General features: G+C 71.0%; 25 protein-coding genes. 17 read left to right on the forward strand and 8 right to left on the reverse strand.

The features are described from left to right. Positions 1–44: 44 nt before the first annotated feature. The 6 genes from ACGFIE_RS27205 to ACGFIE_RS27230 all read left to right on the forward strand — a co-directional run bounded on the left by ACGFIE_RS27205 (position 45) and on the right by ACGFIE_RS27230 (position 4,367). Positions 45–473: a RidA family protein gene (locus tag ACGFIE_RS27205; RefSeq protein ID WP_393299710.1), complete on the forward strand. Its 429-nt coding sequence runs from the start codon at positions 45–47 to the stop codon at positions 471–473. Beyond that, positions 470–994: a 3-hydroxyanthranilate 3,4-dioxygenase gene (locus ACGFIE_RS27210; RefSeq protein WP_393299712.1), complete on the forward strand. Its 525-nt coding sequence runs from the start codon at positions 470–472 to the stop codon at positions 992–994. The genes ACGFIE_RS27205 and ACGFIE_RS27210 overlap by 4 nt, the downstream gene beginning before the upstream one ends. Next, entirely contained in the window at positions 994–1,995 is a 1,002-nt protein-coding gene (locus ACGFIE_RS27215) for an amidohydrolase family protein (RefSeq protein ID WP_393299715.1), read from the forward strand. Before ACGFIE_RS27210 ends, ACGFIE_RS27215 begins: the two co-directional genes overlap by 1 nt. A gap of 145 nt (positions 1,996–2,140) precedes the next feature. Further along, entirely contained in the window at positions 2,141–3,604 is a 1,464-nt protein-coding gene (locus ACGFIE_RS27220) for an amidase (RefSeq protein WP_393299718.1), read from the forward strand. A 72-nt stretch (positions 3,605–3,676) separates the two neighbouring features. After that, complete coding sequence (locus ACGFIE_RS27225) at positions 3,677–3,973, forward strand: hypothetical protein (protein ID WP_363690089.1); 297 nt, start codon at positions 3,677–3,679, stop codon at positions 3,971–3,973. Further along, positions 3,960–4,367 (forward strand): DUF5130 family protein, encoded by a 408-nt coding sequence (locus ACGFIE_RS27230; protein ID WP_393299721.1) that lies wholly within the window; start codon positions 3,960–3,962, stop codon positions 4,365–4,367. The genes ACGFIE_RS27225 and ACGFIE_RS27230 overlap by 14 nt, the downstream gene beginning before the upstream one ends. A 57-nt stretch (positions 4,368–4,424) precedes the next feature. Here ACGFIE_RS27230 and ACGFIE_RS27235 read toward each other — a convergent pair whose 3' ends face one another. Both ACGFIE_RS27235 and pepN read right to left on the reverse strand, forming a co-directional pair. After that, entirely contained in the window at positions 4,425–4,988 is a 564-nt protein-coding gene (locus ACGFIE_RS27235; protein ID WP_393299724.1) for a Uma2 family endonuclease, read from the reverse strand. Between the two features lie 84 nt (positions 4,989–5,072). Next, positions 5,073–7,622 carry an aminopeptidase N gene (pepN, locus tag ACGFIE_RS27240; RefSeq protein WP_393299727.1) on the reverse strand — a complete coding sequence of 850 codons (2,550 nt, stop codon included), beginning with the start codon at positions 7,620–7,622 and terminating at the stop codon, positions 5,073–5,075. 220 nt (positions 7,623–7,842) lie between these two features. Between pepN and ACGFIE_RS27245 the strand changes: the two genes are divergently transcribed. From ACGFIE_RS27245 to ACGFIE_RS27260, 4 genes are all read left to right on the forward strand, one after another. Further along, complete coding sequence (locus tag ACGFIE_RS27245) at positions 7,843–8,466, forward strand: DsbA family protein (protein WP_393299730.1); 624 nt, start codon at positions 7,843–7,845, stop codon at positions 8,464–8,466. Positions 8,467–8,645: 179 nt separating this feature from the next. Next, positions 8,646–9,269, forward strand: coding sequence for a hypothetical protein (locus ACGFIE_RS27250; protein ID WP_393299733.1), 624 nt, complete (start codon positions 8,646–8,648; stop codon positions 9,267–9,269). An 89-nt stretch (positions 9,270–9,358) separates the two neighbouring features. Then, positions 9,359–10,558, forward strand: coding sequence for a DUF1015 family protein (locus tag ACGFIE_RS27255; RefSeq protein ID WP_363690075.1), 1,200 nt, complete (start codon positions 9,359–9,361; stop codon positions 10,556–10,558). Between the two features lie 88 nt (positions 10,559–10,646). Continuing rightward, positions 10,647–11,114: a ribose-5-phosphate isomerase gene (locus ACGFIE_RS27260; RefSeq protein WP_393299736.1), complete on the forward strand. Its 468-nt coding sequence runs from the start codon at positions 10,647–10,649 to the stop codon at positions 11,112–11,114. A 69-nt stretch (positions 11,115–11,183) separates the two neighbouring features. Here the strand turns inward: ACGFIE_RS27260 and ACGFIE_RS27265 are convergent, their stop codons facing one another. Further along, positions 11,184–11,525: a hypothetical protein gene (locus tag ACGFIE_RS27265; RefSeq protein ID WP_393299739.1), complete on the reverse strand. Its 342-nt coding sequence runs from the start codon at positions 11,523–11,525 to the stop codon at positions 11,184–11,186. 139 nt (positions 11,526–11,664) lie between these two features. Here ACGFIE_RS27265 and ACGFIE_RS27270 point away from each other — a divergent pair, with 139 nt between their 5' ends. Further along, positions 11,665–12,210: a hypothetical protein gene (locus ACGFIE_RS27270; RefSeq protein WP_393299742.1), complete on the forward strand. Its 546-nt coding sequence runs from the start codon at positions 11,665–11,667 to the stop codon at positions 12,208–12,210. Positions 12,211–12,386: 176 nt separating this feature from the next. Here ACGFIE_RS27270 and ACGFIE_RS27275 read toward each other — a convergent pair whose 3' ends face one another. After that, positions 12,387–12,653, reverse strand: coding sequence for a hypothetical protein (locus ACGFIE_RS27275; RefSeq protein ID WP_393299744.1), 267 nt, complete (start codon positions 12,651–12,653; stop codon positions 12,387–12,389). 80 nt (positions 12,654–12,733) lie between these two features. Then, positions 12,734–16,753, reverse strand: a complete 4,020-nt coding sequence (gene eccCa, locus ACGFIE_RS27280) for a type VII secretion protein EccCa (protein ID WP_393299747.1) — start codon at positions 16,751–16,753, stop codon at positions 12,734–12,736. A 116-nt stretch (positions 16,754–16,869) separates the two neighbouring features. Here eccCa and eccD point away from each other — a divergent pair, with 116 nt between their 5' ends. Then, entirely contained in the window at positions 16,870–18,192 is a 1,323-nt protein-coding gene (eccD, locus tag ACGFIE_RS27285; protein ID WP_393299750.1) for a type VII secretion integral membrane protein EccD, read from the forward strand. Between the two features lie 33 nt (positions 18,193–18,225). Here eccD and ACGFIE_RS27290 read toward each other — a convergent pair whose 3' ends face one another. The 3 genes from ACGFIE_RS27290 to ACGFIE_RS27300 are packed head-to-tail and all read right to left on the reverse strand — an operon-like array spanning position 18,226 to position 19,607. Continuing rightward, on the reverse strand, positions 18,226–18,576 hold the full coding sequence (locus tag ACGFIE_RS27290) for a hypothetical protein (RefSeq protein WP_393299753.1): 351 nt from the start codon (positions 18,574–18,576) through the stop codon (positions 18,226–18,228). A gap of 8 nt (positions 18,577–18,584) precedes the next feature. Next, positions 18,585–19,304, reverse strand: a complete 720-nt coding sequence (locus ACGFIE_RS27295; protein ID WP_393299756.1) for a hypothetical protein — start codon at positions 19,302–19,304, stop codon at positions 18,585–18,587. A gap of 9 nt (positions 19,305–19,313) precedes the next feature. Next, positions 19,314–19,607 carry a hypothetical protein gene (locus tag ACGFIE_RS27300; RefSeq protein WP_363690058.1) on the reverse strand — a complete coding sequence of 98 codons (294 nt, stop codon included), beginning with the start codon at positions 19,605–19,607 and terminating at the stop codon, positions 19,314–19,316. A 59-nt stretch (positions 19,608–19,666) separates the two neighbouring features. On the opposite strand from ACGFIE_RS27300, the gene ACGFIE_RS27305 reads away from it, so the two are divergent. The 5 genes from ACGFIE_RS27305 to ACGFIE_RS27325 all read left to right on the forward strand — a co-directional run bounded on the left by ACGFIE_RS27305 (position 19,667) and on the right by ACGFIE_RS27325 (position 26,541). Further along, positions 19,667–20,536, forward strand: coding sequence for a hypothetical protein (locus ACGFIE_RS27305; protein WP_393299759.1), 870 nt, complete (start codon positions 19,667–19,669; stop codon positions 20,534–20,536). 66 nt (positions 20,537–20,602) lie between these two features. Further along, positions 20,603–20,938, forward strand: a complete 336-nt coding sequence (locus tag ACGFIE_RS27310; protein WP_363690054.1) for a WXG100 family type VII secretion target — start codon at positions 20,603–20,605, stop codon at positions 20,936–20,938. 18 nt (positions 20,939–20,956) lie between these two features. Then, complete coding sequence (locus tag ACGFIE_RS27315) at positions 20,957–21,250, forward strand: WXG100 family type VII secretion target (RefSeq protein ID WP_203177115.1); 294 nt, start codon at positions 20,957–20,959, stop codon at positions 21,248–21,250. 142 nt (positions 21,251–21,392) lie between these two features. Continuing rightward, entirely contained in the window at positions 21,393–21,773 is a 381-nt protein-coding gene (locus tag ACGFIE_RS27320; protein WP_393299762.1) for a hypothetical protein, read from the forward strand. Positions 21,774–22,194: 421 nt separating this feature from the next. Next, positions 22,195–26,541 carry a DUF6531 domain-containing protein gene (locus ACGFIE_RS27325; protein WP_393299765.1) on the forward strand — a complete coding sequence of 1,449 codons (4,347 nt, stop codon included), beginning with the start codon at positions 22,195–22,197 and terminating at the stop codon, positions 26,539–26,541. The last annotated feature ends 1 nt before the right edge of the window (position 26,542 follow it).

Here is a 26,542-nt window from a genome sequence, read left to right on the forward strand (position 1 = left end):
GACCTGGTTGCGGTCCGCACGGCGGTGCCCGGGGGTGGGTGGTCATGAGTGGCGTCGCGCGCGTGGTGGCTGGCAAGGCTGTGCCGCGGGGGGCTTTTCCGCACGTGAAGGTCGCGGGTGGGTTCGTCTTTGTCTCCGGTACGTCGTCGCGGCGGCCGGACAACACGTTCGCCGGCGTGTCGGTGGACGGGTTCGGGACGACGAACCTCGACATCCGGGTGCAGACCCGGGCCGTCATCGAGAACGTGCGGGATCTGCTGCGTTCGGTCGGGGCGGACCTCACCGACCTCGTCCAGGTGACGTCCTACCTGGTCAACATGAACGACTTCGGTGGTTACAACGAGGTGTGGGCGGAGTTCTTCGACGCGTCCGGGCCGACCCGCACCACTGTCGCGGTGCACCAGTTGCCGCACCCGCACCTGCTCATCGAGATTCAGGCCGTGGCCCTTCTTCCCTCGGGAGGTCAGTCGTGAGTGAGATCGCCGAGCCGTTCAGCTTTCCGGGCTGGATCGCGGACAACCAGCACCTGCTGAAGCCGCCGGTGGGCAACAAGGAGATGTTCCCCGGCGGGGACGACTTCATCGTGATGGTGGTGGGCGGTCCCAACCAGCGCACCGACTTCCACGTGGACCCGTACGAGGAGTTCTTCTACCAGGTCAAGGGCAACATGCACATCAACCTGATGACCCCCGAGGGGCCGCGTACGGTGCACGTGCGCGAGGGTCAGATGTGGATGCTGCCGCGCAACACACCGCACTCGCCGCAGCGGCCGGAGGCCGGTTCGATCGGCATGGTCGTCGAGCGGGTCCGCGAGGAGGGCACCCTGGAGACCTTCCAGTGGTACTGCCTGGAGTGCGGAAACAAGGTGCACGAGGTGGAGTTGCAGGTCCGCGACATCGCGGCCGACCTGCCGCCGGTGTTCCAGGCGTTCTACGCCGACGAGCAGGCGCGCACCTGCGCCAACTGCGGCACCCTGCACCCGGGCAAGGGCTGATGCCCGCTGGTGTGGTCGACGTGCACACGCACGTCGTACCCAAGGGATGGCCGGACCTCGGCGCGGCGTGCGGCGGGTCCGGCTGGCCGTGGTTGCGGGTCGACTCCGAGCGCGCCGCCATGATCATGGTGGGCGAGACGGAGTTCCGCCCGGTCGGCGCCGAGTGCTGGGACGCCTCGACGCGACTGGCCGACATGGACGCCGACGGCGTGGCCGTGCAGGTGGTCTCGCCGACGCCTGTCTTCTTCAGCTACGACCGCCCGGCCGACCAGGCGGTGAAGGTCGCCCGGATCTTCAACGACCTGACCCTGAAGGTCACGGCGGCCGGCGGTGACCGGCTGGTGCCGTTCTGCCAGGTGCCGCTCCAGGACCCGGACGCCGCCTGCGCCGAGCTGGATCGCAGCCTGGCCGCCGGGCACGTCGGCGTGGAGATCGGCAACCACGTCGGCGACCGGGACCTCGACGACGAGGGCGTGGTCACCTTCCTGCAACACTGCGCCGAGGTGGGCGCGCCTGTCTTCGTCCACCCGTGGGACATGCCTGGTGGCCCCCGGCTGGACCGCTGGATGGCCCGGTGGCTCGCCGGAATGCCTGCCGAGACACACCTGTCGGTGCTGGCGATGATCCTGGGCGGCGTCTTCGACCGGGTGCCCGAGACGCTGCGGATCTGCTTCGCGCACGGTGGCGGCAGCTTCCCGTTCTGGCTGGGCCGCGCCGACAACGCCTGGCACCGCCGCGGCGACCTGGTCCGGGGCGCGTCCGTCGCCCCGCCCAGCAGCTACGTCGACCGGTTCAGCGTCGACTCGGTGGTCTTCGCGCCGCCCGCGCTGCGGCTGCTTGTCGACACGATGGGGGAGGACCGGGTGCTTGTCGGCAGCGACTACCCGTATCCGCTCGGTGAACGCCCGGCCGGCGCGGTGGTCCGGGCCGCCGACTTCCTCACCGACGCCCAACGCGACAAGCTCCTGTCCATTAACGCCAGGCGTTTCCTGCACGGCTGAGCCCTCCACGTGAGCAGATCTTGGACACTTTCCGTCATCCGCGAACGGAAACTGTCCAAGATCTGCGGAGTGGGCGGGTGGAGCGGAGCGGATCGGGCCGCCGTGTCGACCGCTTCCGGCAGCTCGCAGCGGGCAGGATGACGGGATGGCCGAGCCGCACGACCTGACCGCGCTGGAGCAGGCCGCCGCGATCGTCCGCGGCGAGCTGACCAGCGTCGACCTGGTCGAGCACTGCCTGGACCGGGTGGCGGCGCTCGGCGACACCGTGGGCGCGTTCGTCACGGTCACCCCCGACCTGGCCCGGCAGGCCGCGCGCGCCGCCGACGCCGCCCCGGTGCAGGGGCGCGGCCCGCTGCACGGCGTGCCGACCGCGATCAAGGACCTCACCCTCACCGCCGGGGTACGCACCACCTTCGGCTCGGCCGCGTTCGCCGACTTCGTCCCACCGGTCGACGCCGACGTGGTCCGGTTCATCAAGGCCGCCGGCCTCGTCAGCCTCGGCAAGACGACCACCTCCGAGCTGGGCTGCTCGCTCTACTCCGAGGGCCGCGTCGCACCGCCGGCCCGCAATCCGTGGCAGCTCGCGTACACCGCCGGTGGTTCCAGCGGCGGCGCGGCGGCTGCGGTCGCGGCCGGGCTGGTCCCGATCGCCCAGGGGTCCGACGGCGGCGGCTCCCTGCGCATCCCGGCGTCGCTCTGCGGCCTGATCGGCTACAAGCCCAGTCGTGGCCTGGTCTCCGGCGGGCCGCTCGGCTCCGGCGCGTTCGGACTGCCCACCAGCGGCCCGCTCGGGCGGACCGTCGCCGACGTCGCCGCACTGCTCGACGTCATGGCCGTGCCGGTGCCCGGCGAGCCCTACCTGCCGCCGCCCGCGCCGCCCGGGGGATACCTGGCCGTCGCACGCCGGGCCGAGCCCGGCCGGCTGCGGATCGGCCGGTTCACCACGCCGATGCTCGCCGACGAGCCGGTGCACCCCGACTGCGTGGCCGCCGTCGACAGGGCCACCGCCCTGCTCACCGCCGCCGGCCACGAGGTGGTCGAGGTGCCGCCGCCGCTGGGGCCCCAGGCGTGGCCGCTGTTCGAGATCATCTGGTACGTGCTGGCGCTCGCCCCCGTGCCCCCGCAGCGCGAGGCGGAGCTGCTGCCGTTGACGCGACTGCTACGGGCCCGGGGCGCCACGGTCTCGGCGGGCGCGTTGGCCGCCACCCTCGGTGAGCTGCAGGCACAGGTGCGGCTCGGCGCCGCCCGCACCGCCGGCTGCGACCTGCTGCTCTGCCCCACCCTGGCCGCACCGCAGGCGCCCGTCGGCTGGTTCACCGCCGACGGCGACCCGGCTGCCGATTTCGACAGGCAACGCCGCTTCTCGCCCTACTGCGCCATCTTCAACGTCACCGGCGATCCCTCGGTGTCCCTGCCGGTGGGCGCCACGACCGACGGGCTGCCCGTCGGGGTGCTGCTCACCGGCCGGTACGGCGACGACGCGCGACTCATCGCGACCGCTGCGCAACTGGAGCACGCCAGTGACGGATGGGATCGGCACCCCGCGATCTGGCGGGCCGTCGACTCCGCTAACGTGAATGGTGACGGAGCTGGCCGGTCGCCATCATGATCGTCCATCCGACCCGATTGTTCGAGGTCCTTCTTCCGCCTGGGGGCGTTGGGATTGTCTGTTACCGAGACGTTGCTGGTCTTCGTCGGCATCCCGGTGGCCGCGGTGCTGGTGATCGCCGGCCTGTCGTACGCCGGTAGCCGTGGTGGTAGCGCCGGTGGCCGTGGTGGCGCCAAGCGCTACCGGCCGGGCCGGCCCTTCGACTTCACTCCGGTCTGGTTCCTGGGCCGCCCGGAGCAGCTGGCCGACTCGGCCGGCACCGCGCTGGCGGCGGGCGCGCAGGCCCCCGCGCTGACCAGCCACAAGCTAGAGCAGGCCAGCGTCGAGGCGCCGGCCGGTGGAACCGGAGGCGCAAGTGACCGTTGGTGAGAAGCAGACCGCGACGGACAGTCCGCCCGAGGTGCTGGACGGGCCGTTCTCGACCCGCCAGCTGCTGCGCATCGACGAGGCCCTGCGCCTGGCCGACCAGGGCACCGGCCTGGTCTTCTCGGTGTTCGTCGGCGGCCTCGACGAGCCGATCCGCGAGCACGCCCAGCGGCTGCACCGCCAGCTCGCCGACCCCGACAAGTCGGTGCTGATCGCCGTGTCGCCCAACCAGCGCAAGTTGGAGATCGTCACCGGGCGGCACGCCCGCAAGCGCATCCCCGACACGTACGCCAAGCTGGCGGCGCTCTCCATGGTCGGCGCGTTCAGCGGCGGTGACCTGGCCGGCGGCATCATCAACGGCCTCGACCAGTTGGCCAGCCACGCCGGCAAGGGCTGACCCCTTCCACGTACGACGAAGCCCGGTCCGCTCCTCAGCGGGCCGGGCTTTCACGTGTCAGCGGGGCCAGGCGCTCGGGTCCAACCTCATCGTCCACGGCTCGTCCACGGTCACCGCGTCGTCCGGACCGATGGTGCCGACCAGGTCGTAGTGCACGTCCTTGATCAGGCGGTAGCGGTAGATGATCGGACCGAAGTCGCCTCGCTCCACCCGCCAGTAGTGAGGGATGCCTGCCTCGGCGTAGAGGCCGGGTTTGGTGAAGCGGTCATGCCGGCGGCTCGTCGGTGACTCCACTTCGACAACGAGACTGACGCCCTGCGGTTGATGCCAACGCACACCACGTGGGGTGTCTGGCTTCAGCACCGTCACATCCGGGATCAGGTTGCCCGATGGCAGCCCCAGCCCGATCTCACGAATAATCCGCCACCCATCTGGTGCCGTAGCCCCCATGGCGGTCCGGATTCTGTCGGCCAGTTCGTGGTGATCGTCGTCGGCCGGTGGGGTGACGTGCAGGCTCCCGTCGATGATCTCGTAGCGGTTCCCGTCCTCGGGAAGGTTGAACAGGTCCTGCTCGCGCCACGCGCGCGCCGGGGGCCGCCACTCGTAGGTCGGCTGTGCCATCGCGTCCACCTCCTTCCGCAACCATAATGGCCCGGGGCGGCGTGGACTCGCATCCACGCCGGCCCCGGGCCGCGTACTCGCTGGTCAGCTCTGCGCGGCGTCCTTCGCGCGGGCCTTGAGCGCCCGCACCACACCGTCGCGGCCCTCGGCGACCAGTCGACGCAGTGGACCGGGGTTGCCGTCGCCGGCCAGCCACGCGTCGGTGGCCGCCACCGTGTCGTCGTCCACCAGGTAGGTCGGGTACGCCAACTGGGCGAACTCCTGCGCAGGCTCGCTGTCCCGCGTGGCCCACACCTGGCCGACCGCTGCGAAGTACCTCTCCCGGTACGGGGCGACCAGCTCCACCTGCGCCGGGTGGGCGAGGCCCTGCAACAGCGCCCGGTGCCGCCAGTTCGGCAGCGCGTCCGGACCGGTCAGCAGCGCCCACACGGCCGCCTTGTTCTCCGCGGTCGGCACCAGCGCGTGCGCGTACGCGGCCTCCCGCTCGCCGCTGGCGGTGCGGTCACCGGCCAGCTCGGCCTCGATCTCGGCGGCGCCTGCCGCGCCGTTTGCGACCAGCGCCCCGAGCACCGTCCAGCGCAGCTCGGTGTCCACGGTCAGGCCGGCCGGCGCACCGCTGCCGTCCAGCCAGCCGCGCAGCGTCGCCAGGTCCTCCTCGGACCGGGCGGCCGAGGTGTACGCGCGGGCCCACGCCAGCTGGAAGCCGCTGCCCGCCTCGGCTGCGGCGAGCGCGTCCTTCGCCGTCCGGGCGAGGGCCGCCCAGCCGGTGGCCGCCCACGCCGGGTCGGCGTAGAGGGTGAGCGCGGTGGTGGCCTGGCGCAGGGTCGCGGTCACCAGGTTGATGTCCGTCTCCGCGGGCAGCCCGGCCAGCACCAGCGCCACGTAGTCGCGGGTGGCCAGCTCGGCGTCGCGGGTCATGTCCCACGCGGCCGTCCAGCACAGGGCGCGGGCCAGCGACGAGTCGAAGCCGCCGATGTGCTGCACCACAGTGGCCAGCGACCGCTCGTCGAGGCGCAGCTTGGTGTAGCTCAGGTCGTCGTCGTTGAGCAGCAGCACGTCGGCCGCCCGGACGCCGCGCAGGTCGGCGAGGTCGGTCCGCTCGCCGGTCACGTCCACCTCGTACCGTTCGCGGCGGACCAGCCGCCCGTCGGTCAGGTCGTACAGGCCCACGCCGATCCGGTGGGTGCGCAGCGTCGGGTACGCCGTCGGCGCCTCCTGCCGGACGACCACCTGCTCGTACGTGCCGTCGGCGCCGATCGTCACTTCCGGGCGCAGCGTGTTGACCTGCGCGGTCTCCAGCCACTGCGCCGCGAACTTGCGCAGCTCCCGGCCCGACGCCGCCTCCAGCTCGGTGAGCAGGTCGTCGAAGGTGGCGTTGCCCCACGCGTGCTTGCCGAAGTACGCCCGCAGCCCGGCCACGAACGGCTCCTCACCCACGTACGCGACGAGCTGCTTGAGCACGCTCGCGCCCTTGGCGTAGGTGATGCCGTCGAAGTTGACCTCCACGGCCTCCATGTCCGGCATCTCGGTGTAGACCGGGTGGGTGGAGGAGAGCTGGTCCTGCCGGTAGCCCCAGTTCTTGCGGATGGACAGGAACGTCGTCCACGCCTCGGTGAAACGGGTGGCGTTGGTGTTGCACCAGTGGCTCGCCCACTCGGCGAACGACTCGTTGAGCCACAGGTCGTTCCACCAGCGCATGGTGACCAGGTCGCCGAACCACATGTGGGCCAGCTCGTGCAGGATCGTGTTGGCGCGCTGCTCGTACTCGAAGTCGGTGACCTGCGAGCGGAACAGGTAGTGCGACTCGGCGTGCGTGACGCAGCCGAAGTTCTCCATCGCGCCGGCGTTGAAGTCGGGCACCCAGAGCTGGTCGTACTTCGGCAGCGGGTAGCGCACGCCGAACTTCTCGTGGAAGAAGTCGAAGCCCTGCTTGGTGACGAGGAACAGGTTGTCGGAGTCCAGGTACTGCGACATGGACGCCCGGGAGAACACCCCCAGGTCGATGCCGTCGTGGGTGTCGCGCACCTCGTGGTACGGCCCCGCGCACAGCGCCGTGATGTAGGTGCTCATCCGGGGCGACTCGGTGAAGTGGAGGGTCTTGAACCCTTCGTCGGCCGGCTCCTCGCGCTGCACCGGCATGTTGGACACCACGCGCCAGTGCGCCGGCACCGTCGCGTGCCAGGTGTAGACGCTCTTCAGGTCGGGCTGGTCGAAGCAGGCGAACACCCGCTGCGCGTCGGCCGTCTCGAACTGGCTGTAGAGGTACGTCTCGCCGTCCACCGGGTCGACCGTGCGGTGCAGTCCCTGCCCGCTGTTGGAGTAGGCGAAGTCCGCGTCGACGACAAGGGTGTTCTCGCTGGCCAGCCCGGACAGGGTCAGACCCTTCTCGGCCGACCAGTCGGACAGGTCCACCGGGGTGCCGTTCAGTGTGGCGGACCGCACCGAGTCGGCGGCCAGCTCGATGAACGTGCTCGCCCCCGGTTCGCCGCAGCGGAACCGGACCTCGGTCGTCGACCGGAACGTACGGCCGTCGGCCGCCAGCACGGCGGTCGACAGGTCCAGACTGATGTCGTACCCGGTCACCTCGAGCAGGCGGGCCCGCTCGGTCGCCTCGACCTGCGTCAGGTTACGCACTCCCGGCACTGTTCGTCTCCATCCCACGTCTCGCCGTACGCCCGGCGGCGCCCGTCTGCCGACCGCTCGTGACGTCCGGCCCGATCCGAGTCTTCCACGGACCGGCAGCCGGCGGTGGCCGAGGTCACGCTCTCATTCGGGTACCGGTCGATGTGCTCCGGGGTGAGGATCGGAGGAGACGTCGGACGTCCGGCGTCACCCGTCGCGAAGGGACCGCACCGTGACCGAACGTGTCGCCGTGGACATGTGGTTCGACCCGATCTGCCCGTGGGCGTGGATCACCTCTCGCTGGCTGCTGGAGGTCGAGCAGGTCCGCGAAGTGACCATCCGCTACCACGTGATGAGCCTGTCGGTGCTCAACGAGGGCCGGGACCTGCCCGAGCAGTACCGCGAGTTGATGGACAACGGTTGGGGCCCGGTGCGGGTCTGCATCGCCGTGGAGCAGGCCCACGGCGCGGACGCCGTCCGTCAGCTCTACACCGCGTTGGGCACCCGCATCCACCTTGGCAAGGAGCAGCTCGGCCCGAAGTTGTTCGCCGCCGCCCTCACCGACGTCGGGCTGGACCCGGCGTTGGCCGCCGCCGCCGACAGCACCGAGTACGACGAGGCGCTGCGCGCCAGCCACGAGGCCGGTATGCGGCCGGTCGGCCAGGACGTGGGCACCCCGGTGATCCACGCTCCCGGCCCGGACGGCACGCCTGTCGCCTTCTTCGGCCCGGTGATCACGCCGAGGCCGAAGGGCGAGGCGGCCGGCCGGCTCTGGGACGGCGTGCTGCTGGTCGCCGGCACTCCCGGCTTCTACGAGCTCAAGCGCACCCGCGACCTGGGCCCGATCTTCGACTGAGCCGCGATCGCACGCGCCCCCGCCGGCCACCGTCTCGTGGTCCGGCGGGGGCACGCCGCGCCGGTCGGCGGGTACGCCTCGCGGTCAGGCGTCACCGCTGGGCGGGGGGCGTCGTTTCCCTCGGTGTCCGCCGCAGCGACCCGCAGGGCCGCACCCCGCAGCTCGTGGAGGCAATCCCGATGGCCAAGCACCGCGCGTCCGGTGACGATCAGTTGACCCGACAGGGGGTGAACGAGACTCCCGGAGCGGCGTACTGGTCGGTCGACGACTCCCGCTGGCCGACGGTCCGCCCGGACCTTCCCGCCCATGTGGTGGACCTGCTCGCCCCGCCCATCGTGGTCGGCGTGGCCCGGGTGCCGGTCACCTCGCGCCTGATGCCCGGCCCGGTCACACCGACGCCGGCGATGACGACGCCGGCCGTGCCGATGCCGATCGTGTCGACGGCGCCGGTCGTGGCGACCCCGGTCGTGGCGTCGCCGGTGGTGGCGACGCCGCCTCTCGTGCCGGCGGTGTCGGATCCGGTCGTACCGTCGGCCGTGGAGCCGGTCGTGGCGGCCGCGCCGGCCGAGCCCGCCCCACCCCCGCCGGCACCCACCGCCCCGCGTCCCGTGCCGACGCCACCGCTGAACCCGCGACCGGTTCCGGCGCCGCCGCCGGAACCGCGTCCCGTACCGGGGCCGCCCGCCGCCCCTCGCCGCAATGCGATCACCGGACCCGCCGCGAACGGCCGGCGGGGTAACGCCGGACCGGTCGTGGCCGGCCGACACCGGCGGCACAACGGCGCGTCCGGCCGCGCCGGCTGACCACCACGTCCCGGCCCGGCACTTTCAACTGGTGGACGCCGCGCGGGTCCCCGTCGCCCGCGACGTCGCCGCCGGTAGCGTCAGTGGGCATGACGGTCGTGCATCCGATCGCCCGGGCCTGGATCACCACTGGGGGCACCGGCGCGCAGAACTACGACGAGTTCGCCGACGACGCGGAGATCACCGCGATCATCGAGGCGAACCCGCACAGTGCCCTCGGCATCGAGATGCCGCACCGGGCCCCCGACAGCCTGGGCACGTCGTTCCTCGACGCGCTGCCGGCCTCGGTGGCCCGGCTCGCCGAGGCCAAGGCCGACGGCAGTTACACGCCCGCCGAGCAGGTGGTCGTGCTGTACCGGATCACCGCCCCGGGCGAGGAGACGGCGTACGGCCTCTTCGCGATGGTGGACACCGACCAGATCTCCACCCGCGCCGATGAGCCGGGCCTGGTGATCCGCAACGAGGACGTCTTCATCGCCAAGGTGCGCGAGCGCGTCGCGTTGGCCGAGGCGCTGGGTCACCTGCTCTCACCCGTACTCCTGCTGCAGACCGGGAGCGGCGACGAGCTGCACGCCGCGCTCGCGGCGGCAACCGACGCGGCCGGGGCGCCCGCCGCGACCGACACCGACCAGGCCGGGCGCACCCACGCCATCTGGCTGGTCGGCCCCGGCCCGGAGCAGGATGCGCTCACCGCGCTCGCCGGTGGCGGCGAGCTGGTCGTCGCCGACGGCAACCACCGCAGCCTGGCCGCCCAGACCGGCGGGTTGTCGCGCTTCCTGGCCGTGGTGACGACGCCCGCGTCGGTGGCGATCCAGCCGTACAACCGGCTGGTCAGCGAGCTGACCACCACGCCGGGTGAGCTGCTCGACCGGTTACGCGCCGCGGGGGCCGAGGTCACGCCGATCGACGGCCCGGTCGAGGTCCCGGCGGCCGGCGGCACCGTCGGACTCCGGCTCGCCGGCCAGGGGTACGCGGTGCGCCTGCCCGCCACCGCCGACGCCCGCCTGGAGAACCTGGACCACGCGCTTGTCGAGCGACTGCTGCTGCGCGACGCCCTCGGGTTGGACCCGGGCGACAAGCGGATCACCTACGTGGGCGGTGACTACCCGGCGAGCTGGCTCACCGGGGAGGTCGACGCCGGGCGGGCCGAGCTGGCCGTCCTCATCGCGCCGGTGACCGTGGCGGACTTCGTCGCGGTGAACCTGGCTCGGGAGAAGATGCCCCGTAAGAGCACCTGGTTCACCCCGAAGGCGCGCGGCGGCCTCGTGGTCGCCGAGCTGTCGCGCTGAGTGACCACCCGCACGACCGTGTGACGAACCCGGCTCTCCGGCGCCGCCCCTGCGGCGTCGGAGAGCGCGGCCTGACACACTGCCCGGTATGCGCGTCTACCTGGGATCCGATCACGCCGGTTTCGAGTTGAAGGTGCACCTGGCCAATCACCTGGCCAAGCAGGGGTACGACGTGGTCGACGTCGGCCCGCACAGCTACGACCCGGACGACGACTACCCCACGTTCTGCCTGCACACGGGTGACCGGGTGGTGGCCGACGAGACCTCCCTGGGGGTGGTGATCGGCGGGTCCGGCAACGGCGAGCAGATCGCCGCGAACAAGATCGTCGGCGTACGCGCCGCGCTCGCCTGGAGCGTCGAGACGGCTCAGCTCGCCCGCCAGCACAACGACGCGAACGTCGTCGCTGTGGGCGCCCGCCAGCACACCCTGGACGAGGCCACCGGCATCGTCGAGGCGTTCCTGAACACGCCGTTCTCCGGCAACGAGCGGCACGCCCGCCGGATCATCCAGGTCGCCACGTACGAGCAGACCCGGCAGTTGCCCGACCTGCCCTGACGCGTGTGCGGTCCGCTCGACGCCGACCGGGCCGGTCGCGGTCGGCCAGGCTGGCCCGATCGGGCGCGGTCAGCGCGGCGGGCGGGGCAGCTCTTCGCGGGGCACCCAGTTGCGGCGGACGACGACCACCCGGGCCTCCGCCTCGGCGAGGTCGTCGTCGGTGGGTCGGGCGGCGTCCCGGGCCCGCAGCGCGGCGCTCAGCCCCACCTGGGACGAGCCGGAGCCGACCAGCCCTCGTAACCCCCGCTCGCCGTCGCGGTCGTCGCCGCTGGGCCCCCGACGCCGCGGCGGCGACTCCACGCCGTCGTGTACGCCGGCGGTGTTGACCGTCGCACCGTCGGCGCCGCGCACGGCAGGATCGGAGTCGGACTGGTGGCGCAGCCGTCGCCTGCGTCGCTCCGGATCACCCATCAGCCGACCGTACCTCGCCCGGTGTGGAAATCGACACGTCGTGCCGGGTTCGCGCCGGACGGCGGTCGGCGACCGATTTGCCGGCTGGCTACCCTCGGATTCGGGCGGTGGTGGTGCCGCCGGTCAGGGGGAGGACGAGATGGCAGACCAGACGCAGCCGTGGGCGGAGCGAACCGTGGAGGTCCCACCGCAGGCCGGCGTCGGGGTGCCGCCGCAGCGGGACGGGTTCCGCCGGGGTGTCGCGCCGGTGGGCCAGCCGCGCACCTCACGGACCGAACCGTTCCCGGTGGTGGAGCAGGAGCCGACAGGTACGGGCTGGCCGGGTGAACCGGCGCCGCGCCGGCCGTTGAGCTGGCGCCTGGCCCAGTTGCGTCGCGGCGGAGAGTGGAGCGCGGCGGGCGGACTGTTCGCGTTCGTGTGCTGGGGGATCTGGGCGCTCTCCGGTGGAGGCAACCTGTCCGGTCCGCTGCTGGTGCTCGTGTTGAGCCTGCTGGTGGCGGTCGGCCTGTTCGCGCTTGCCCGGGTGATCGGCCGGTTGGTGCTGGAGCGGCAGCTCGGGCGGGTCCGGCGCAGCGCGCGGGGGGCCCACCTGGCCACCGCCGTCTTCCTCGTCGGTCTCGGCGTGGCCTGGCTGCAGCAGACCGAGTGGGTCGTCTCGGCCTGGAACTGGATCACCTCGAACTGAACCGGCGCGCGCACGGGCGGGCCGGCCACCGCCGCCCGCCCGTGCGTCAGCGTCGCGGGACACCGCGACACCGGTCGTCTCCCCACCAGGCAAGGCCGCCGCTTACCCGGCCGGCCCCGGTTCATCCGCAGCCGGCCGGCGTGACCGTCGTTCGGGTCCGCAAGACCTGCGGGTGCTCAGCGGTCGCCGCCGTGCCCCTCGGCGTCGGCCCGGGGCGAGGCGACCCGGGCGGCCGGGTCCTCGACGCCGGGCTCGCCGCCGTCCGGGGCGACCACCCCGTCGTAGTTGTAGAGCGGTCGACCGTCGTCGTGCTGCTTGGTGGTCTTGATGTAGCGGTGCATCATGCCGTCGATCTCCACCTCGACGAGGGCGCTGCCGCCGGTGTCGTGGGTGCTGCCGTCGCGCGGGCCGCCGACCAGATGGGCTGTGGTGTTGGTGTCCATGTGCTTGCCCTACCCGGCGGCCGGGAGCCAGAAACAGGTGAAATGTCGCCCGGAAGTCCCAGGCGAAGATGCCCAGGGCTCTACTCGGCGTACGCCAACTGGACGAGGGTGGTGCGACGACCACGGCGTACCAGCCGTCCCCGCCCCGGTGGCTGGACCGAGAGATGGGCCTGCGGCCAGAGCTGGCCCTCCTGCCGCTCGCCGGAGAGCAGCAGGCCGGCGCAGCCGACCTCCTTCATCCGCTGCGGCACCGGCTCGTGGACGGCCCGGCCGGCGCCACCGCTGCGGCGGGCCAGCACCAGATGGAAACCGAGGTCCTTCGACTGCGGCAGGAACTCCAGGAACGGCGCCAACGGCCCGGCGCCGCCGGTGGGAAGCAGGTCGTAGTCGTCGCAGAGCACCACGATCTCCGGCCCCTTCCACCACGACCGACTTCGCAGCTGATCGACGGTGAGGGTGTCCGGCGGCAGCCGCTTGCGGACCTCGTTGGCGACACCCTGCACCAGACCCTGGGCGGCGGTGGCGGTGCCGGCGTACGCGCCGAGGTACGCCTCGGGAACCGCGTCCAGCATGGTGCGCCGCAGGTCGACGACCGCGAAGACCACCTGGTCGTCGGTGAACTGCGCGGTCAGGTCCCGGACCAGCAGACGGAGCAGGGACGTCTTGCCACTTGCCGAATCACCGAAGACGAGCAGGTGCGGGTCGGTGCCGAAGAGATCGAGCATGGTCGGCCGTAGCTCCGCCTCGTCGAGCCCGAGGCGCACCCGCCCTTCGGCGGGCAGCCCGCCGGCCACCTCGGCGTACCCGATCATCGTGGGTAGCATCCGGATGGCCGGGGCCGAGGGGCCGGTCCAGGCCGTCGCCACCCGCGACACCAGATCGTCCAGCCCTTTCGGCAACGTGCCCACGTCGTCGCTGCCGTCGATGCGGGGAAGCGCGATGTGCGCGGTCAGGGCGTCCTGGGTCAGGCAGCGGCCGGGGGTGTCGGCCCGCAGGTTCTCCGCGGCCTGCCGCTTGATCGTCGAGTCCAGCGGGTCGTTCAACCGGAACTCGATCTTCGAGCCGATCACCGCCTGGAGCTGCATCCGCAGGTCCGACCATCGACCGGCGGTCAACACCAGGTGTACGGCGTAACCGAGCCCGCGCGCCCCGATGTCCTGTACGAGGTCCGCGAGATCCTCGAACTCCGCCCTGAGCACCGGGTAGTTGTCGATCACCAGCACCACGTCCGCGGCGGGCAACTCGGGCAGCCGGCCCTCCCGGTGCATCCGCCGCATCGTGTCGATGGAGTCGATGCCGTGCGCGGCGAAGAGCTCCTCCCGCTCGGTCATCAGCATGCTGACCTCGGTCACCGTGCGGCGGATCCGGTCCGGGTCCAGACGACCGGCCACCCCGCCGACGTGTGGCAGGCCGGCCAGCGCGTTCAGCGCGCCGCCACCGACGTCGACGCAGTAGAACGCGATGTCCTGCGGTGTGTGGGTCAGCGCCGCGCCGGCCACCAGGCTGCGTAGCAGCGTCGACTTGCCGGTCTGTGGCGCGCCGAGGATGCAGACGTGCCCCCCGCCGCCGGAGATGTCCAGGACGAACGGCTCCTGCTTCTGCTCGGTGGGCCGATCGAGCAGGCCGAGCGGGATCCGCAGCCGTCCGCGCCGTTCCATCGGGGCCACCAGGCCGTACGCCGGATCGGTCTCCAACGGGCCCACCACGGCATCCAGCGGCAGCGCCGCCGGCAGCGGCGGCAGCCAGATCTGGTGCGCCTGACGGCCGTGTTCACGCAACCGGTCGACCACCACGTCCAGCGTGCTCGGCGCCGTGACGCTCTCGTCGGTCTCCGCGTTGTCGGTCGTCAACGGTTTCGGCAGGTGTCGGGCCATGTTGTACATCAGGAACACCATCGGGTCGGGTGCGGCGTCCACCACCTCCTCGCCGGCCGGAGGGCGGTACGTGCCGGACACGTACGCCGCCTTGAACCGTTCGAAGACAGTGGTGTCGACCTTCAGGTAGCCCGAGCCGGGCAGCGGCGGCAGCCGGTACGCGTCGGGCACACCCAGCACGGTGCGGCTCTCCTGCTCGTTGAAGGTGCGCAACCCCAGCCGGTAGGACAGGAACGACTCCAACCCCCGTAGTCGGCCCTCCTCCAGCCGCTGCGAGGCGAGCAGCTGGTGGATGCCTATCGAACGGCCGATCCGGCCGATGGCGATGAACAGCTCGATGAATTCCGGTTTGGCGGTCAGCAGCTCACTGAACTCGTCGATGATCACCATCAGGTTGGGCAGCGGGGGCAGCGGACGGCCGGCGTCACGCCGCCTGTTGTACTCCGTGATGTTTGCCAACTGGCCGGCGTCGAGCAGGATCTGCTGGCGGCGTTTCATCTCCCCCTGGATCGCGTCGTGCAGCCGGTCCACCAGCCCGGCGTCGTCGGAGAGGTTCGAGATCATCGCCGAGGTGTGCGGCAGGTGTTCCAACCCGGCGAAGGTGGCGCCGCCCTTGTAGTCGACAAGGACCAGGCTCAGCCGCTCCGGCGGGTGGGTCATCGCCAGGGTGAGCACCATGGTCCGCAAAACCTCGGACTTGCCGGAGCCGGTCGCGCCGACGCAGAGCCCGTGCGGGCCCATGCCGCCCAACGCGGCCTCCTTGATGTCCAGGTGTACCGGATTGCCGTCCGGACCCACCCCGAACGGCACCGTGAGAAAGTCCGGCAGCATCCGCGGCGCCCACAGCGAGCCCACGTCGTAGCTCGCCTCGTCGACGATGCCGAGCAGGCCACGCAGGTCGACTGTCGCCTCCAGCGGTGCGTCGTCCACCGTGTCGGCCACCAGCCGCAGCGGCGAGACCCGCCTGGCCAGCAGCTCCATCTCCGTCAGGTCGAGCCGGTCGACAGTCCCGGTGGCCGCGCCGCGCATCCGCTCGCGCTGGGCCAGGATCGTCGGCGCCCGACTGTCGGTGACCTTCCGCAGGTCCTGGACGGTGATGCGGTCGTCCTCGCAGAGCACCCGCACGTCCACGTGGGACGGCTCGTGCTGCCGGTCGTCGACAAGCACCACCACCGCCATGCCCAGGTCTTCCGGGGCCAGGCCGGCCTCCAGGTGGGCGAGCGGGTCGGCCCGCCCGGCCGAGATCTGGTCGACCACGACTACCAGCCGGTTGCCCCGGAAGCGGTGCTGCGGGTCGCCCAGTCGCCGGGCCCGGTTGACCTCACCGACGCGCCGGGACAGCTCCGCGGTGAGCAGCGACGCCAGCGACATCGGGTCGGCGGCCACGAGTCGCTGCGGGGCCGGACCGTCGTACTCGCTCGGGTGTAGGCAGTGTGGAAGCCACTTCAGCCAGTCGAACTCCGGCCCGGCGGTGCCGCCGAGCAGCCAGGCGAGGCGTACGTCGTCCGGGGCGTGCAGGGTGGCGAGCTGCGCCACCAGCACCCGGACCAGGTTGCGGGTGGCTGCCGGGCTGCCGACCACCGACACCACGCCGGTGACCGGCACCGCGACGGGCATGCCGTCGAGCAGCCGATCCCGGTCCACCACCAGCCGTGCGGCGGCCAGGGTCACCGGGTCCAGGTCGACGAGCGGGTTGTTCTCGTCGGCCTGGAGGGTGACCCGGCGCCAGAGGCGGTCCTGGCCCTGACCGACCCGCAGCACCAGAAAATCCGGGTCGGCGAGCCGCCGCTCCCACCGCCGGTGCGGGTCACGCAGCAGGTCCGGCAGCACCTCCGGGGCGGGGTGCCGGTGCTGGGCGGCGGCGCGCTGGGTCACCGCGTCGGCCCTGATCTGGTCGCGTACGCGGTCGATGTACTCCAGGTACCGCTGCCGTTGCCGCGCGAAGCGCCGCGCTGCGCCGGTGCGCTGGGTGACGTACGCGGCGATCCCCCCGAACACCGTGGCGACGAGCATGGCGAGCCCGGCGATCATCATGATCGGGTTCTTGTTGGCCATCATCATGAGCAACATGCCGGCACCACCCATGATCGGGAGGAAGACCTGCATGACGCCCGCGAACCCGCCGCCACCGTCGGGCAGCGCCGGTGGCGAGACCACGTCGAGCGCGGTCGGCTCCGGTTCCGGTGGCGAGATCCGGGCCGGTCGGTGGATCACCCGCTGCGTCATCGCGACCCCTTCCGGGCCGGACCGATAGATGCATCGGCCGGGTTACCGGTAGTGCTCCGACTGCCTACAGTAGTACCGGTCGACACACTGAGCCGACCGTGCGGGGACGGAGGGTCATGGCAACCCGATTCACCCGAGTGACAGTGGTGGCCGGCGGGCGCAGCCTCGACATCAGCCTGCCGGCGGCCCGTCCGGTGCTGGAGTTCGTGCCGCAGATGTGCGAGTTGCTCTCGCTCGCGCCCGAGACCGCCGGCCGCTGGAGCCTGTCCACTCTGGGTGGTGGTGGGCTGGATCCCCGTCGGTCGTTGGACGAGGCCGGGATCATCGACGCCGAGACGCTCTACCTGACTCCGCCCGAGCAGGCGCCCCTGCCGCCGCTCGTCGACGACGTGGTGGACGAGGTTCAGGCCACTCTGGACGGTGACGGCAGCGAGTGGCGTGACACCGCCCGGCTGACGGGCACCGCGGCACTTGCCGGTGTCGTGGTGCTGACCCTCACGTACGCGCTCACCACCATGCCCGTGCCGGAGGCCGCTGCCCCTGCCCTGCTGGCCACGGTGGCCGCGCTGGCGGTGCTGGCCGGCCGCGTGCGTGGCGCGCCCGGCGGCACGCTCCTGACTGCGGCGGCCGTGCCGGCCTGGCTGGTCGCCGGCGTCGCGCTGGCCCGCGCCGCCGACTGGCCGGAGTCGGCCTGGTTCACCGCCGGCGCCGTCGGAGGCGGGCTCGGCGCCGCCCTGTTCGCCCTGATTGGCGAACGCTGGTACGGGGTGGCGGCCGGCGGAGTCGCGGTAGCGGTTCTCGGGGGGCTCGGCACCGCGCTGCTCGCCGCCGGGCTCGACGTGCAGCAGGCGGCGGCGGTGGGCTCGGTAGTGGTCGTCTTCGCGGTGGGGCTGGCACCCCAGCTCGCGCTCGGTTCGGCCCGTCTCGTCGATCTGCTGCGCCGCCAGGAGGAGAGCAAGTGGGTCGGGCGGCACCTGGTCGCGGCGGCGGTCCGCCGTGGTCAGGCCGTGCTGTCCGGTGCCGTGGCGGGTGTCGCGCTGGCCGCCACCGCCACCTGCGTCGTGCTGCTGACCGGGCCGGCCGGCGTCGGCGTGGTGCTGGGCGGTGTGCTGGGACTGGTGTTCGCGCTGCGGTCGCGGGTCTTCACCCGGCTGGGTCAGGTGCTGCCCATGCTCGTGCCACCGGTGACGACGGCCACCGTGGCGGTGCTCGGCGTCGTCCGTCTGGCCGACGCCGACGACGTGGTGACGGCCTGGTTGACCGCGGTCGGCGCGTTGGTGGTGGCGGCGGTGGTGCTCTGGGCCGGTCGTCCCCGGCTGGACGACGTCGGTGCCGCCCGGCTGCGACAGCTCTTCGACCTGGCCGAGGTGCTCGCGGTGGTCAGCCTCGCGCCGCTGGTGATCGCGGTATTCGGTGGCTTCGACTGGGCGGCCCGCTGAGCGGGTGGTGAGCGCCATCCGCTGCTCAGCCGCTCAGCGCGGCCGGCGCTGGGTGGGCACGAACGTGGCGGCCGGCTCCGACCGGATCATCGGCTCCGCCGCTCGCACGAGGAACGGACGTACGCCGTCCGGCGGCTGTTGCGGGGCCACAGCGGGGGCCAGCCCGCGTTTCTGCCGCTGTTCGGCGAGCAGTCCGCCGATGGTGGTGACGGCCCAGACCGCGACCAGCAGGAGGGCGCCGACGACCAGGCTCGCGATCACTGCCGCGTAGGGGCGGCGCAGATCGCGTGGGCCGCGCCGTGACCCGTGCAGCAACGCGGCCTTGGCCGTGGCGGTGCGCAGTGCGTGCGCCTCGACCACCACCCGGTCCCGGCTGTCAGCCACGGCCGCGCTCAGTCATGCTCGCCGTCTCGTTGGGTCTCGTGGTCTCGTTCGGCCTCGTGGTCTCGTCGCGCCTCGTGGGCCGCTGCCACCTCGGCCGGGTCGGCGGGGGTGATGCTCTGGGCCACCGCGACGATCACGTCGGTGAGCATCTGCTCCAGCTCGGGATGTGGCGTCGCGGCGCTCAGCACGGCCGTCCAGGTGGTGCCGGACAACGGCAGAAAGAGTTGCAGCACCGTCGAACGGACCCGGGTCAGCCCGCCCGGTGGGACCGTGGAGGCGACGTCGCGGTGCAGGATGCCCGGCCCGAGGGGGGTGTCGACCTCCTCCGCCGTGCCGGTGCGCGGCAGTGTCTGCCGGACCAGCGCGAGGCCTGCCGGCTGCGGCGCGGAGTCGAACCAGCCCAGGTGCAGCCCGGCGCTGCCGACCGCGCCGGTGGACATCCGGCCCAGCCGCACCAGGCTCAACGCGGTGCCGGCCCGTTGACAGTCGGCGACGAGCTGCTCGACGAACTGGAGCACCCCGCGACGCTCGGCAGCGCGTAGCCGCTGCCCGAAGAACCGGTCGTCGACCATCCGGGCAGCGCTGCGCTGCCAGGACTCCGGGTTGGTGTCGAGCAACGCCCAGTCCGAGGGAACCCCGATGAACCACGGAAAATCCGGATGCGGCGCGTGCGGATTGAGTTTCAGGTCGTGGGAGGGCAGCGGGTCGAGCATGGAAACGTCGCTCACGCCGCGCCCCTACGATTCGCTCGGGCGCAGCGCCGCAGCGGTCTGGCTGTCGAAGTCGGCGACCATCTTGCCGATCGCGCTGGAGAGCCCACCCCACTCACCGATGTTGTTCATCAACTCGAGAAGGCTGGTCTTCCACTCGTCGCGGAAATCGGAAATCGCGCCCTGGATATCGGAATGATCATCGCTGAGACCGGCGCAGTCGACCACCCCACGGTGGTCCGTCTCCAGCTGATCGGCAAGGGTGGTGAGATTTCCGCCTAGGCTGACCAGCGTCGCATAAGGATACTGAACGTACGTCATCCTGCCTCCCCGTCATCGCCCAGTAAGGCTAACAACTCACGTCTATACCGGAGAACCCGATGACCGAGTACCGACATATCGGCCGAACGATGGTGCGAGCCCTCGACCCCCGCATCACCGCACAGGTGCGCGCCGAGCGGGAGCGCGCGGAAATCCTCTCCGCCCGGCTCCGCCCGGGAACGATCGCCGTGGTCGGGCCGGGTTCCGGCACCGGCCGTTCCACGGTGGCGGCACTGGTGACCTCGGCACTGGCCCGGTACCAGGCCGCCGCGGTCCTCGCCGTGGACACCGGCCACGGTGGCGGCCTGCACGGCCGGCTGGCGATCCGGTCCGCCGGTTCCACGGACGCGGTGTTGACCGGTCTCGGTCTGCGGGGCGTCGCCGTGGGCCGCCGGCCGGCGGTGGGCCACCGGTGGCTGCGCGAGCGCCTCGCGCTGGCCGAGCGGGCGATGTTGCTGGCCGGCCCGCCGGGCGGCGTCGAGTCGCCGGTGACGGCGGCCGAGTACGGCACGGTCTCGGCCACCCTCAGCCGCTGGTTTCCCGTGCGGGTCGTCGACACCCCGCCGCTGACCGGTGATCCGGTCGTACCGGCGGTGCTGACCCGGGCGGACCGGGTGGTGCTCGTCGTCCCGAGCGATGAGCGTGGCCCTCGGTGGCTCGCCGACTGCCGGTCCTGGATCGCCCCGCTGCTGCGTGAGCCGTTCGACCGGGTGGGCCTACAGGTGCTGGTCCGCCGCGATGCGCAGTCCTCCGTCGCCACGACTGGGCCGTCGTCGGCCGGTACCGGTGGCGTCACGACAGTCGTTCTGCCGTTCGACCCGGCACTACGGGCCGACGGCCCACTGCGCTGGGCCGATCTGACGCCTGCCACCGAGAAGATCGTTCTCGACATGGCCGCGCACATTGTGCGAGATATGCGACTGAGGTAACACCGAAAGGTTGGTGTGGGTCTATGTTCGAATGACTGTGGGTCGAGTTCACGGGAGGGGCTTCGGATGGGTGCGAAGTTTTCGATCACCGACAATGCGGTCAACCAGCATTCGTCAAATCTGGACACTTCGGTCGCCGCGTTGAACAGCCAGGCGAGCTCGTTCATCAGCGCGATCGAGCCGTTGCCGGCCGTCTGGAAGGGCGCCGCGTTCCAAAGCTGGGACCAGCTGACGCAGCGGTGGAACACCGCGATGGCCGATCTCAACAAGGCACTGACGGACATCACCAGCCGAGTGGGCTCGGCCGGGCAGCTCTACGACACCTACCACTCGGAGCAGACCAGCCAGTTGCAGTCGACCATGGGGTCGTCCAACTGGGATGGCGCGAAGTTCCGGGGCTGACGAGAGGCTACGGGGATCATGGGTGACGTCTTCAGCTACGACGAGTCGACCGCTGGGTCGGCGCAGGGCGACATCGCTTCGGTCGCCAACGGGGTCCAGGCAAGCCTCGACGATCTGACCAACTTCGTCACCCGGGTGAAAGCCAACTGGGAGGGCGACGAGATGGAGATCTACAACGGCATCCAGATGCAGTGGAACACCGCTGCGGACACCGTGAAGCAGATCCTCGACTCGGTGAAGCAGGCCCTGGGACAGACCACCACGTCCGTGCAGGAGATGCGCGGCCAGGTGCGGGGGACTCTGCAGGGCTGATCCATTCACGCGGCCGTGTCCGGGCGTCGATCGGTGTCCGGGCGCGTCGCCGTAGCGGTACGGGGCGCCGGGCGAGCAGACGTTCCGGGTCGGCGCTTACCCGAAGCTGACCCCTTCGTTCGTTGAGAGGGGAGCACCTGCTGTGCGCCCTACTGTTGTGCTCCTGACTCCCACCAGCAGCGGCAAGGAATTGGCGGATCGGCTGCGGAGGGCCGGCGCGTACCAGGAGGGAGAGTTGTTCGATTACCTTGATCGGGAAACGTGCCGTTTTGGGCTGGATTTCTCCGGGGACGTGATCCAAGATCTCGATGAGGAAGATATCGATCGGATCCGGGGTGAGCTCGGCGATTTCAGCGCTATTACTGTCGAATATTCCGACATCTCGTGCATCCGTGATCTCCTCCATGACGTCACCCAGGGCATCGATGGGTTGATCGACACGAACTACGGCGAGATCCTGAGTTGGGCCGAAGTTCTTCAACGGTTGGATGCCGATCCCTCCTGGGACTGGCGAAGCTGCTAACCGTCAGTTTCCGAGTCGTTTCGTGAGTTTCGCCGGCCAGCCCTCTGCGCTGGCGCGATCGGCGATGGGGAGTCTCGCCGACGTTCGCGATGCGGCCACCCGGGTGATCGACCTGGCTGGCCGCGTCCACACCGAGTTGGTCGGCCCGGACGGCGAGGTCGCCTGGCAACATCCACGCACTCGGCGTGGCCCCCGGGTTCGGTCTTCGCTATGTCGATTGGCGTGCCGGCGCGATTGCTCAGATGGTGCGAGATGCGACCGAAGCATGGGCGGAATTCGTTGCATGTCTATGTTCGAATGACTGTGGAACGACCGCACCCGTGCTGCGTGGTGCCGGGCGGGTAGTTGCCTCCCGCGCTGCGGCGTCTTGCGGGTTGCGGATACGGGCTTGTTGGCGTGGACACGGGGAGGTCCGGGCGGCATGGCGGAGTTTCCGGCGCATCTGTTTCGGATGGAAGGCGACCCGTCGGCGATTCGATCGTCGGCGGTGCGGTGGCAGGGTTTCGGCTCGGCGGCGACGCAGGCTGCGGGTCAGATCACCGGCTTGGACACGAGTCAGTTCGTGGGGCCGGAGGCCGATCTGTTTCGGGAGGGCCTGAACGCGCAGATGCCGGATCATCTGCGGATTACCGGTGATGCGTTCGGCAGGGTGTCGAGCGGGTTGACGGCGTTCGCAACCTCGCTGTCGTCGTTGCAGGATCGGATGCGTCCGTTGGCGCAGCGTGCTCCGGGTTTGTGGGCGGCGTTGCAGGCCGCGCGGGGGCGGGCGGATCGGGCGGAGCAGGCTGACAAGCGTCATGAGCGGGAGGTTGCCGACCGGCCGGCGGACGAGGCTGCTGCCGAGCCGGACACGTACCGGTCGGACAGTGGTGCGGCGGGTTCGGCGTTGTCGCAGGCGCAGCGGGACTGGGATGAGTGCGTGGCCCAGGCGGGCACCCTGCGGGGTGAGTTGTCCACGGCGGTGCGCGACTGCGTGCGGGTCGTGAACGACGCCAAGGGTTTGCGTTTCAAGGAGAATCCGAAGTGGTGGGATCTGAAGGGTCAGTTCACCAACTTCGTGCGCGATAATCAGGAGCTGCTGGCGCAGCTTTCCGGCGCTTTGAAGATCGTCTCGCTGGTTGCCGGTTTGTTGTCCTTCATTCCGATCCTCGCGCCGATCACGGGACCGATCGCGATCGCCGCGGGTGCGGCGGCTCTGCTGATCGACGCGTCGCTCTATGCGGCGACGGGTAAGGGCAGTCTGACCAATCTGTTGATCGATACGGTGTTGACGGTCGTGCCCATCGGTCGTTTGGCCAAGTTGGCCAAGCCCGCCCTGGCCCTGGCCAAGCGGGGGCTGCCGGCGCTCGCGAGGGGTTTGACCAAGGCGCGTGCGGCGCTCCCGAACCTGCCCCGTCCGAGTATTCCCTTCGGCGCGCGCAAGGTTGCTGCCGATCCGATCGACGTGGCCAGCGGCGAGGTGGTGCTGACCCAGACCGACGTCGAGTTGCCCGGTCTGCTCCCGCTACTGCTGTCTCGTAGTCACCTGTCGTCGTACCGGGTGGGTCGGTGGTTCGGGCCGTCCTGGGCGTCGACTCTGGACCAGCGTGTCGAGGTCGACGACGAGGGGGTCTGCTTCGTCGCCGAGGACGGCATGGTCCTCACCTACCCGACGCCCGTGGACGGCGGGCAGGCTTTGCCGGAGACAGGCCCCCGCTGGCCGCTCACACCGACGGCTGACGGATACCGGGTCGACCAGCCCGAGACCGGTCGGACCCTGCACTTCCGGCAGGTGCCCGACCTTCCGGAGCCGGAGGGCGACGCCATTCCCGTACGGGTGCTGCCCCTGGATGCCGTCACCGACCGCAACGGTCACCGCATCGGGCTGGAGTGGAGCGACGGCGCGGTCACCGAGATCCGGCACAGCGGCGGGTACCGGATCGCGGTGGACACCCTGCACGGACAGGTGGCGGCGCTGAGCCTGCTCGACGCCGACCCCTCCGGTGACGCACGGACCCTCGTGCGGTTCACCTATGACGACGATGGCCACCTCGCCGAGGTGATCAACGGTTCGGGGCTTCCGCTGCGGTTCGCCTATGACGACGACGGTCGGTTGACCCGCTGGCAGGACCGCAACGAGCAGGAGTATCACTACACCTACGACGAGCAGGGACGCTGCGTGGCCGCCGCCGGCTCCGGCGGCTACGTGTCGGCGCAGTTGCGCTACGACCCGGCCGAGCGCAGGACCGCGGTGGTCGACTCGCTCGGCTCCACCACGACCTACGAGCTGACCGAACGCGGCCAGGTCCACCGAGTCACTGATCCACTCGGCAACGTCACGGCCTTCACCTGGGACAGCTTCGACCGGAAGCTGACCGAGACCGATGCTCTCGGCCGCACGACTCGTTGGTCCTACGATGACGACGGCAACCTGGTTGAGGTCACCCGCCCGGACGGTGCGCGGGCGACTGCCACGTACACCGATCTGCGTCAGCCGGCAGTCGTCACCGACGTCAACGGATCAATCTGGCTGCGCTCCTACGACGAGCGCGGCAACCTGACCATGGTCACCGACCCGATCGGCGCTGTCACCCGCTACCGGTACGACGAAGCCGGGCACCTCACCGAGGTGACCGACGCGCTCAACGACACCCTCCTGGTGACGACCGATGCGTCTGGGCTTATCAGCCGGGCCACGGAGCCGACCGGCGCGGTGACGAGTTACCGGCGGGACTCGGCCGGACGCCCCACCGAGGTGACCGACCCGGTCGGCGGCACAACCCGTTTCGGCTGGACCGTCGAGGGTCGTCTCGCCTGGCTACGAGCCCCGGACGGGACGAGCGAGGAGTGGACCTACGACCCGGAAGGCAATCTGGTCACCCACACCGACCAGACCGGGGCGACCACCGAGTTCGAGATCGGGCCCTTCGACCTGCCGGTGGCGCGCACCGGGCCGGACGGCGCGCGGCTGTCCTTCGCCTACGACACCGAGTTGCGGCTCACCACTGTCACCAATGCGCAGGGGCTGACCTGGCGCTACGACTATGACCCGGCTGGTCGGCTGATTGCCGAGACCGACTTCAACGGCAGGACCCAGACCTACGGGTACGACGCCACCGGTCAGCTCGTGGCCCGCACCAACGGGGCCGGGCAGAGCACCGAGTGGGTCCGCGACCTGCTGGGTGACGTCGTGGAGAAGCGCACAGTCGAGGGCGTCACCACCTTCGCGTACGACCTGACGGGCCAGCTGCTGCGCGCCAGCTCACCCGACGCCGACCTTCGGTTCGAGCGGGACCCGCTGGGTCGGGTGCTCGCCGAGATCCGGGATGGCCAGGTGCTCAGCTGCTCCTACGACGTGCTCGGCCGGCGAACGCACCGGCGTACGCCATCGGGAGTGGAGAGCGTCTGGGAGTACGACGCTGGGGACCGGCCGGTGGCCCTGCGCACCGGCACCGCGACGGTGGGTTTCACTCACGACGCGGCCGGGCGGGAAACCCGACGGACGGTCGGCGCTCTCGCCCTGACCCAGAGTTGGGACGCCAACCACCGGCTGCTCTCGCAGATCCTCACCGCCGCTCCCGCGGGACCAGCCGCGGTGCCGGACCTGGTCGCTCACCGCGCCTACCGGTATCGGGCCGACGGCTATCTGACCGACATCGCCGACCAGCTCACCGGTGAGCGTCGGCTGGAGCTGGACCGGGCCGGCCGCATCACCGCCGTTCGGGCCGGTGACTGGACCGAGTCGTATGCGTACGACGACGCCGGCGCCATCGCCACCGCAAGCTGGCCCGGGTCGGATGACAGTGGCTCGGGAGGGAGCGGGCGGGACTACACAGGCACTCTCATCCGTCGGGCCGGGAATGTGCGCTACGAGTACGACGCGGCCGGCAGGATGACGCTGCGGCAGCGCAGGGAACGCTCGACGAAGCCGTCCACCTGGCGTTACACCTGGGACAGCGACGACCGGTTGACCGGCGTGACCACGCCGGACGGCACCCGCTGGCGCTACCGGTACGACGCGCTCGGCCGTCGTGTCGCCAAGCAACGCCTCGACGCCAACGGAGGCGTGGCTGAGCAGGTCGACTTCGTCTGGGACGGCCCGCGACTGATCGAGCAGACCCACCGCGGCGAGGACGGCGGCCGGACCAGCACCTGGGAGTACGCCCCCGGCACGAGCACGCCGATCAGCCAGACCGAGGGGCAGGCCGATCAGGCTGAGGTGGACCGGCGGTTCTACGCGATCGTGACCGACCTGGTCGGCACGCCCACCGAGCTGGTCAGCCCGGCCGGTGACGTCGCCTGGCAGCAGCGGACGACCATCTGGGGTGTTCCGACCCACGTCAGCAGCGCCGGGGTGGACTGCCCGCTGCGCTTTCCCGGTCAGGTCCACGACCCGGAAACCGGCGCTTCGTACAACTATCACCGCTACTACGATCCGCACACCGCCCGCTACGCCTCCGCTGACCCTCTCGGTCAGCAAGCAGCGCCTGATCCGCATGCGTACGTGCCGAATCCGACGTATGAGATCGACCCTCTCGGTCTGGCTCCCTGCACGCCGAACATATTCGCAAAGTTCGGAAAGTGGATCAATGGGGGCAACAACTTCATCCGTGTCGGCCGGATCATTCCCGGCACGCCGGTGCGGGTGTCGCTGGGGCCTGCCCCCAAGCACTACAAGAAATTGGGTCCTCTGGGTAAGGCTCTGTCACCCATCCATCTCCACCTCGAGCTGCGCAAAGTCGGTATTGACCTGAATTGGTTCGGCAAATCTTATTACAAGAGTTGGTAGC

The sequence above is a fragment of the Micromonospora sp. NPDC049275 genome (genome assembly GCF_043197115.1).
Lineage (GTDB): Bacteria > Actinomycetota > Actinomycetes > Mycobacteriales > Micromonosporaceae > Micromonospora.

What these genes read in the sequence shown, in the direction of transcription:
- ACGFIE_RS27205 (WP_393299710.1), top strand. Translation starts at nt 45, where the DNA reads ATGAGTGGCGTCGCGCGCGTGGTGGCTGGCAAGGCTGTGCCGCGGGGG.
- eccCa (WP_393299747.1), bottom strand. Translation starts at nt 16,753, where the DNA reads ATGACGCAGCGGGTGATCCACCGACCGGCCCGGATCTCGCCACCGGAA.
- ACGFIE_RS27250 (WP_393299733.1), top strand. Translation starts at nt 8,646, where the DNA reads ATGGCCAAGCACCGCGCGTCCGGTGACGATCAGTTGACCCGACAGGGG.
- ACGFIE_RS27265 (WP_393299739.1), bottom strand. Translation starts at nt 11,525, where the DNA reads ATGGGTGATCCGGAGCGACGCAGGCGACGGCTGCGCCACCAGTCCGAC.
- ACGFIE_RS27275 (WP_393299744.1), bottom strand. Translation starts at nt 12,653, where the DNA reads ATGGACACCAACACCACAGCCCATCTGGTCGGCGGCCCGCGCGACGGC.
- ACGFIE_RS27315 (WP_203177115.1), top strand. Translation starts at nt 20,957, where the DNA reads ATGGGTGACGTCTTCAGCTACGACGAGTCGACCGCTGGGTCGGCGCAG.
- ACGFIE_RS27310 (WP_363690054.1), top strand. Translation starts at nt 20,603, where the DNA reads ATGGGTGCGAAGTTTTCGATCACCGACAATGCGGTCAACCAGCATTCG.
- ACGFIE_RS27260 (WP_393299736.1), top strand. Translation starts at nt 10,647, where the DNA reads ATGCGCGTCTACCTGGGATCCGATCACGCCGGTTTCGAGTTGAAGGTG.
- ACGFIE_RS27235 (WP_393299724.1), bottom strand. Translation starts at nt 4,988, where the DNA reads ATGGCACAGCCGACCTACGAGTGGCGGCCCCCGGCGCGCGCGTGGCGC.
- ACGFIE_RS27270 (WP_393299742.1), top strand. Translation starts at nt 11,665, where the DNA reads ATGGCAGACCAGACGCAGCCGTGGGCGGAGCGAACCGTGGAGGTCCCA.
- ACGFIE_RS27255 (WP_363690075.1), top strand. Translation starts at nt 9,359, where the DNA reads ATGACGGTCGTGCATCCGATCGCCCGGGCCTGGATCACCACTGGGGGC.
- ACGFIE_RS27305 (WP_393299759.1), top strand. Translation starts at nt 19,667, where the DNA reads ATGACCGAGTACCGACATATCGGCCGAACGATGGTGCGAGCCCTCGAC.
- ACGFIE_RS27220 (WP_393299718.1), top strand. Translation starts at nt 2,141, where the DNA reads ATGGCCGAGCCGCACGACCTGACCGCGCTGGAGCAGGCCGCCGCGATC.
- ACGFIE_RS27325 (WP_393299765.1), top strand. Translation starts at nt 22,195, where the DNA reads ATGGCGGAGTTTCCGGCGCATCTGTTTCGGATGGAAGGCGACCCGTCG.
- ACGFIE_RS27300 (WP_363690058.1), bottom strand. Translation starts at nt 19,607, where the DNA reads ATGACGTACGTTCAGTATCCTTATGCGACGCTGGTCAGCCTAGGCGGA.
- ACGFIE_RS27215 (WP_393299715.1), top strand. Translation starts at nt 994, where the DNA reads ATGCCCGCTGGTGTGGTCGACGTGCACACGCACGTCGTACCCAAGGGA.
- eccD (WP_393299750.1), top strand. Translation starts at nt 16,870, where the DNA reads ATGGCAACCCGATTCACCCGAGTGACAGTGGTGGCCGGCGGGCGCAGC.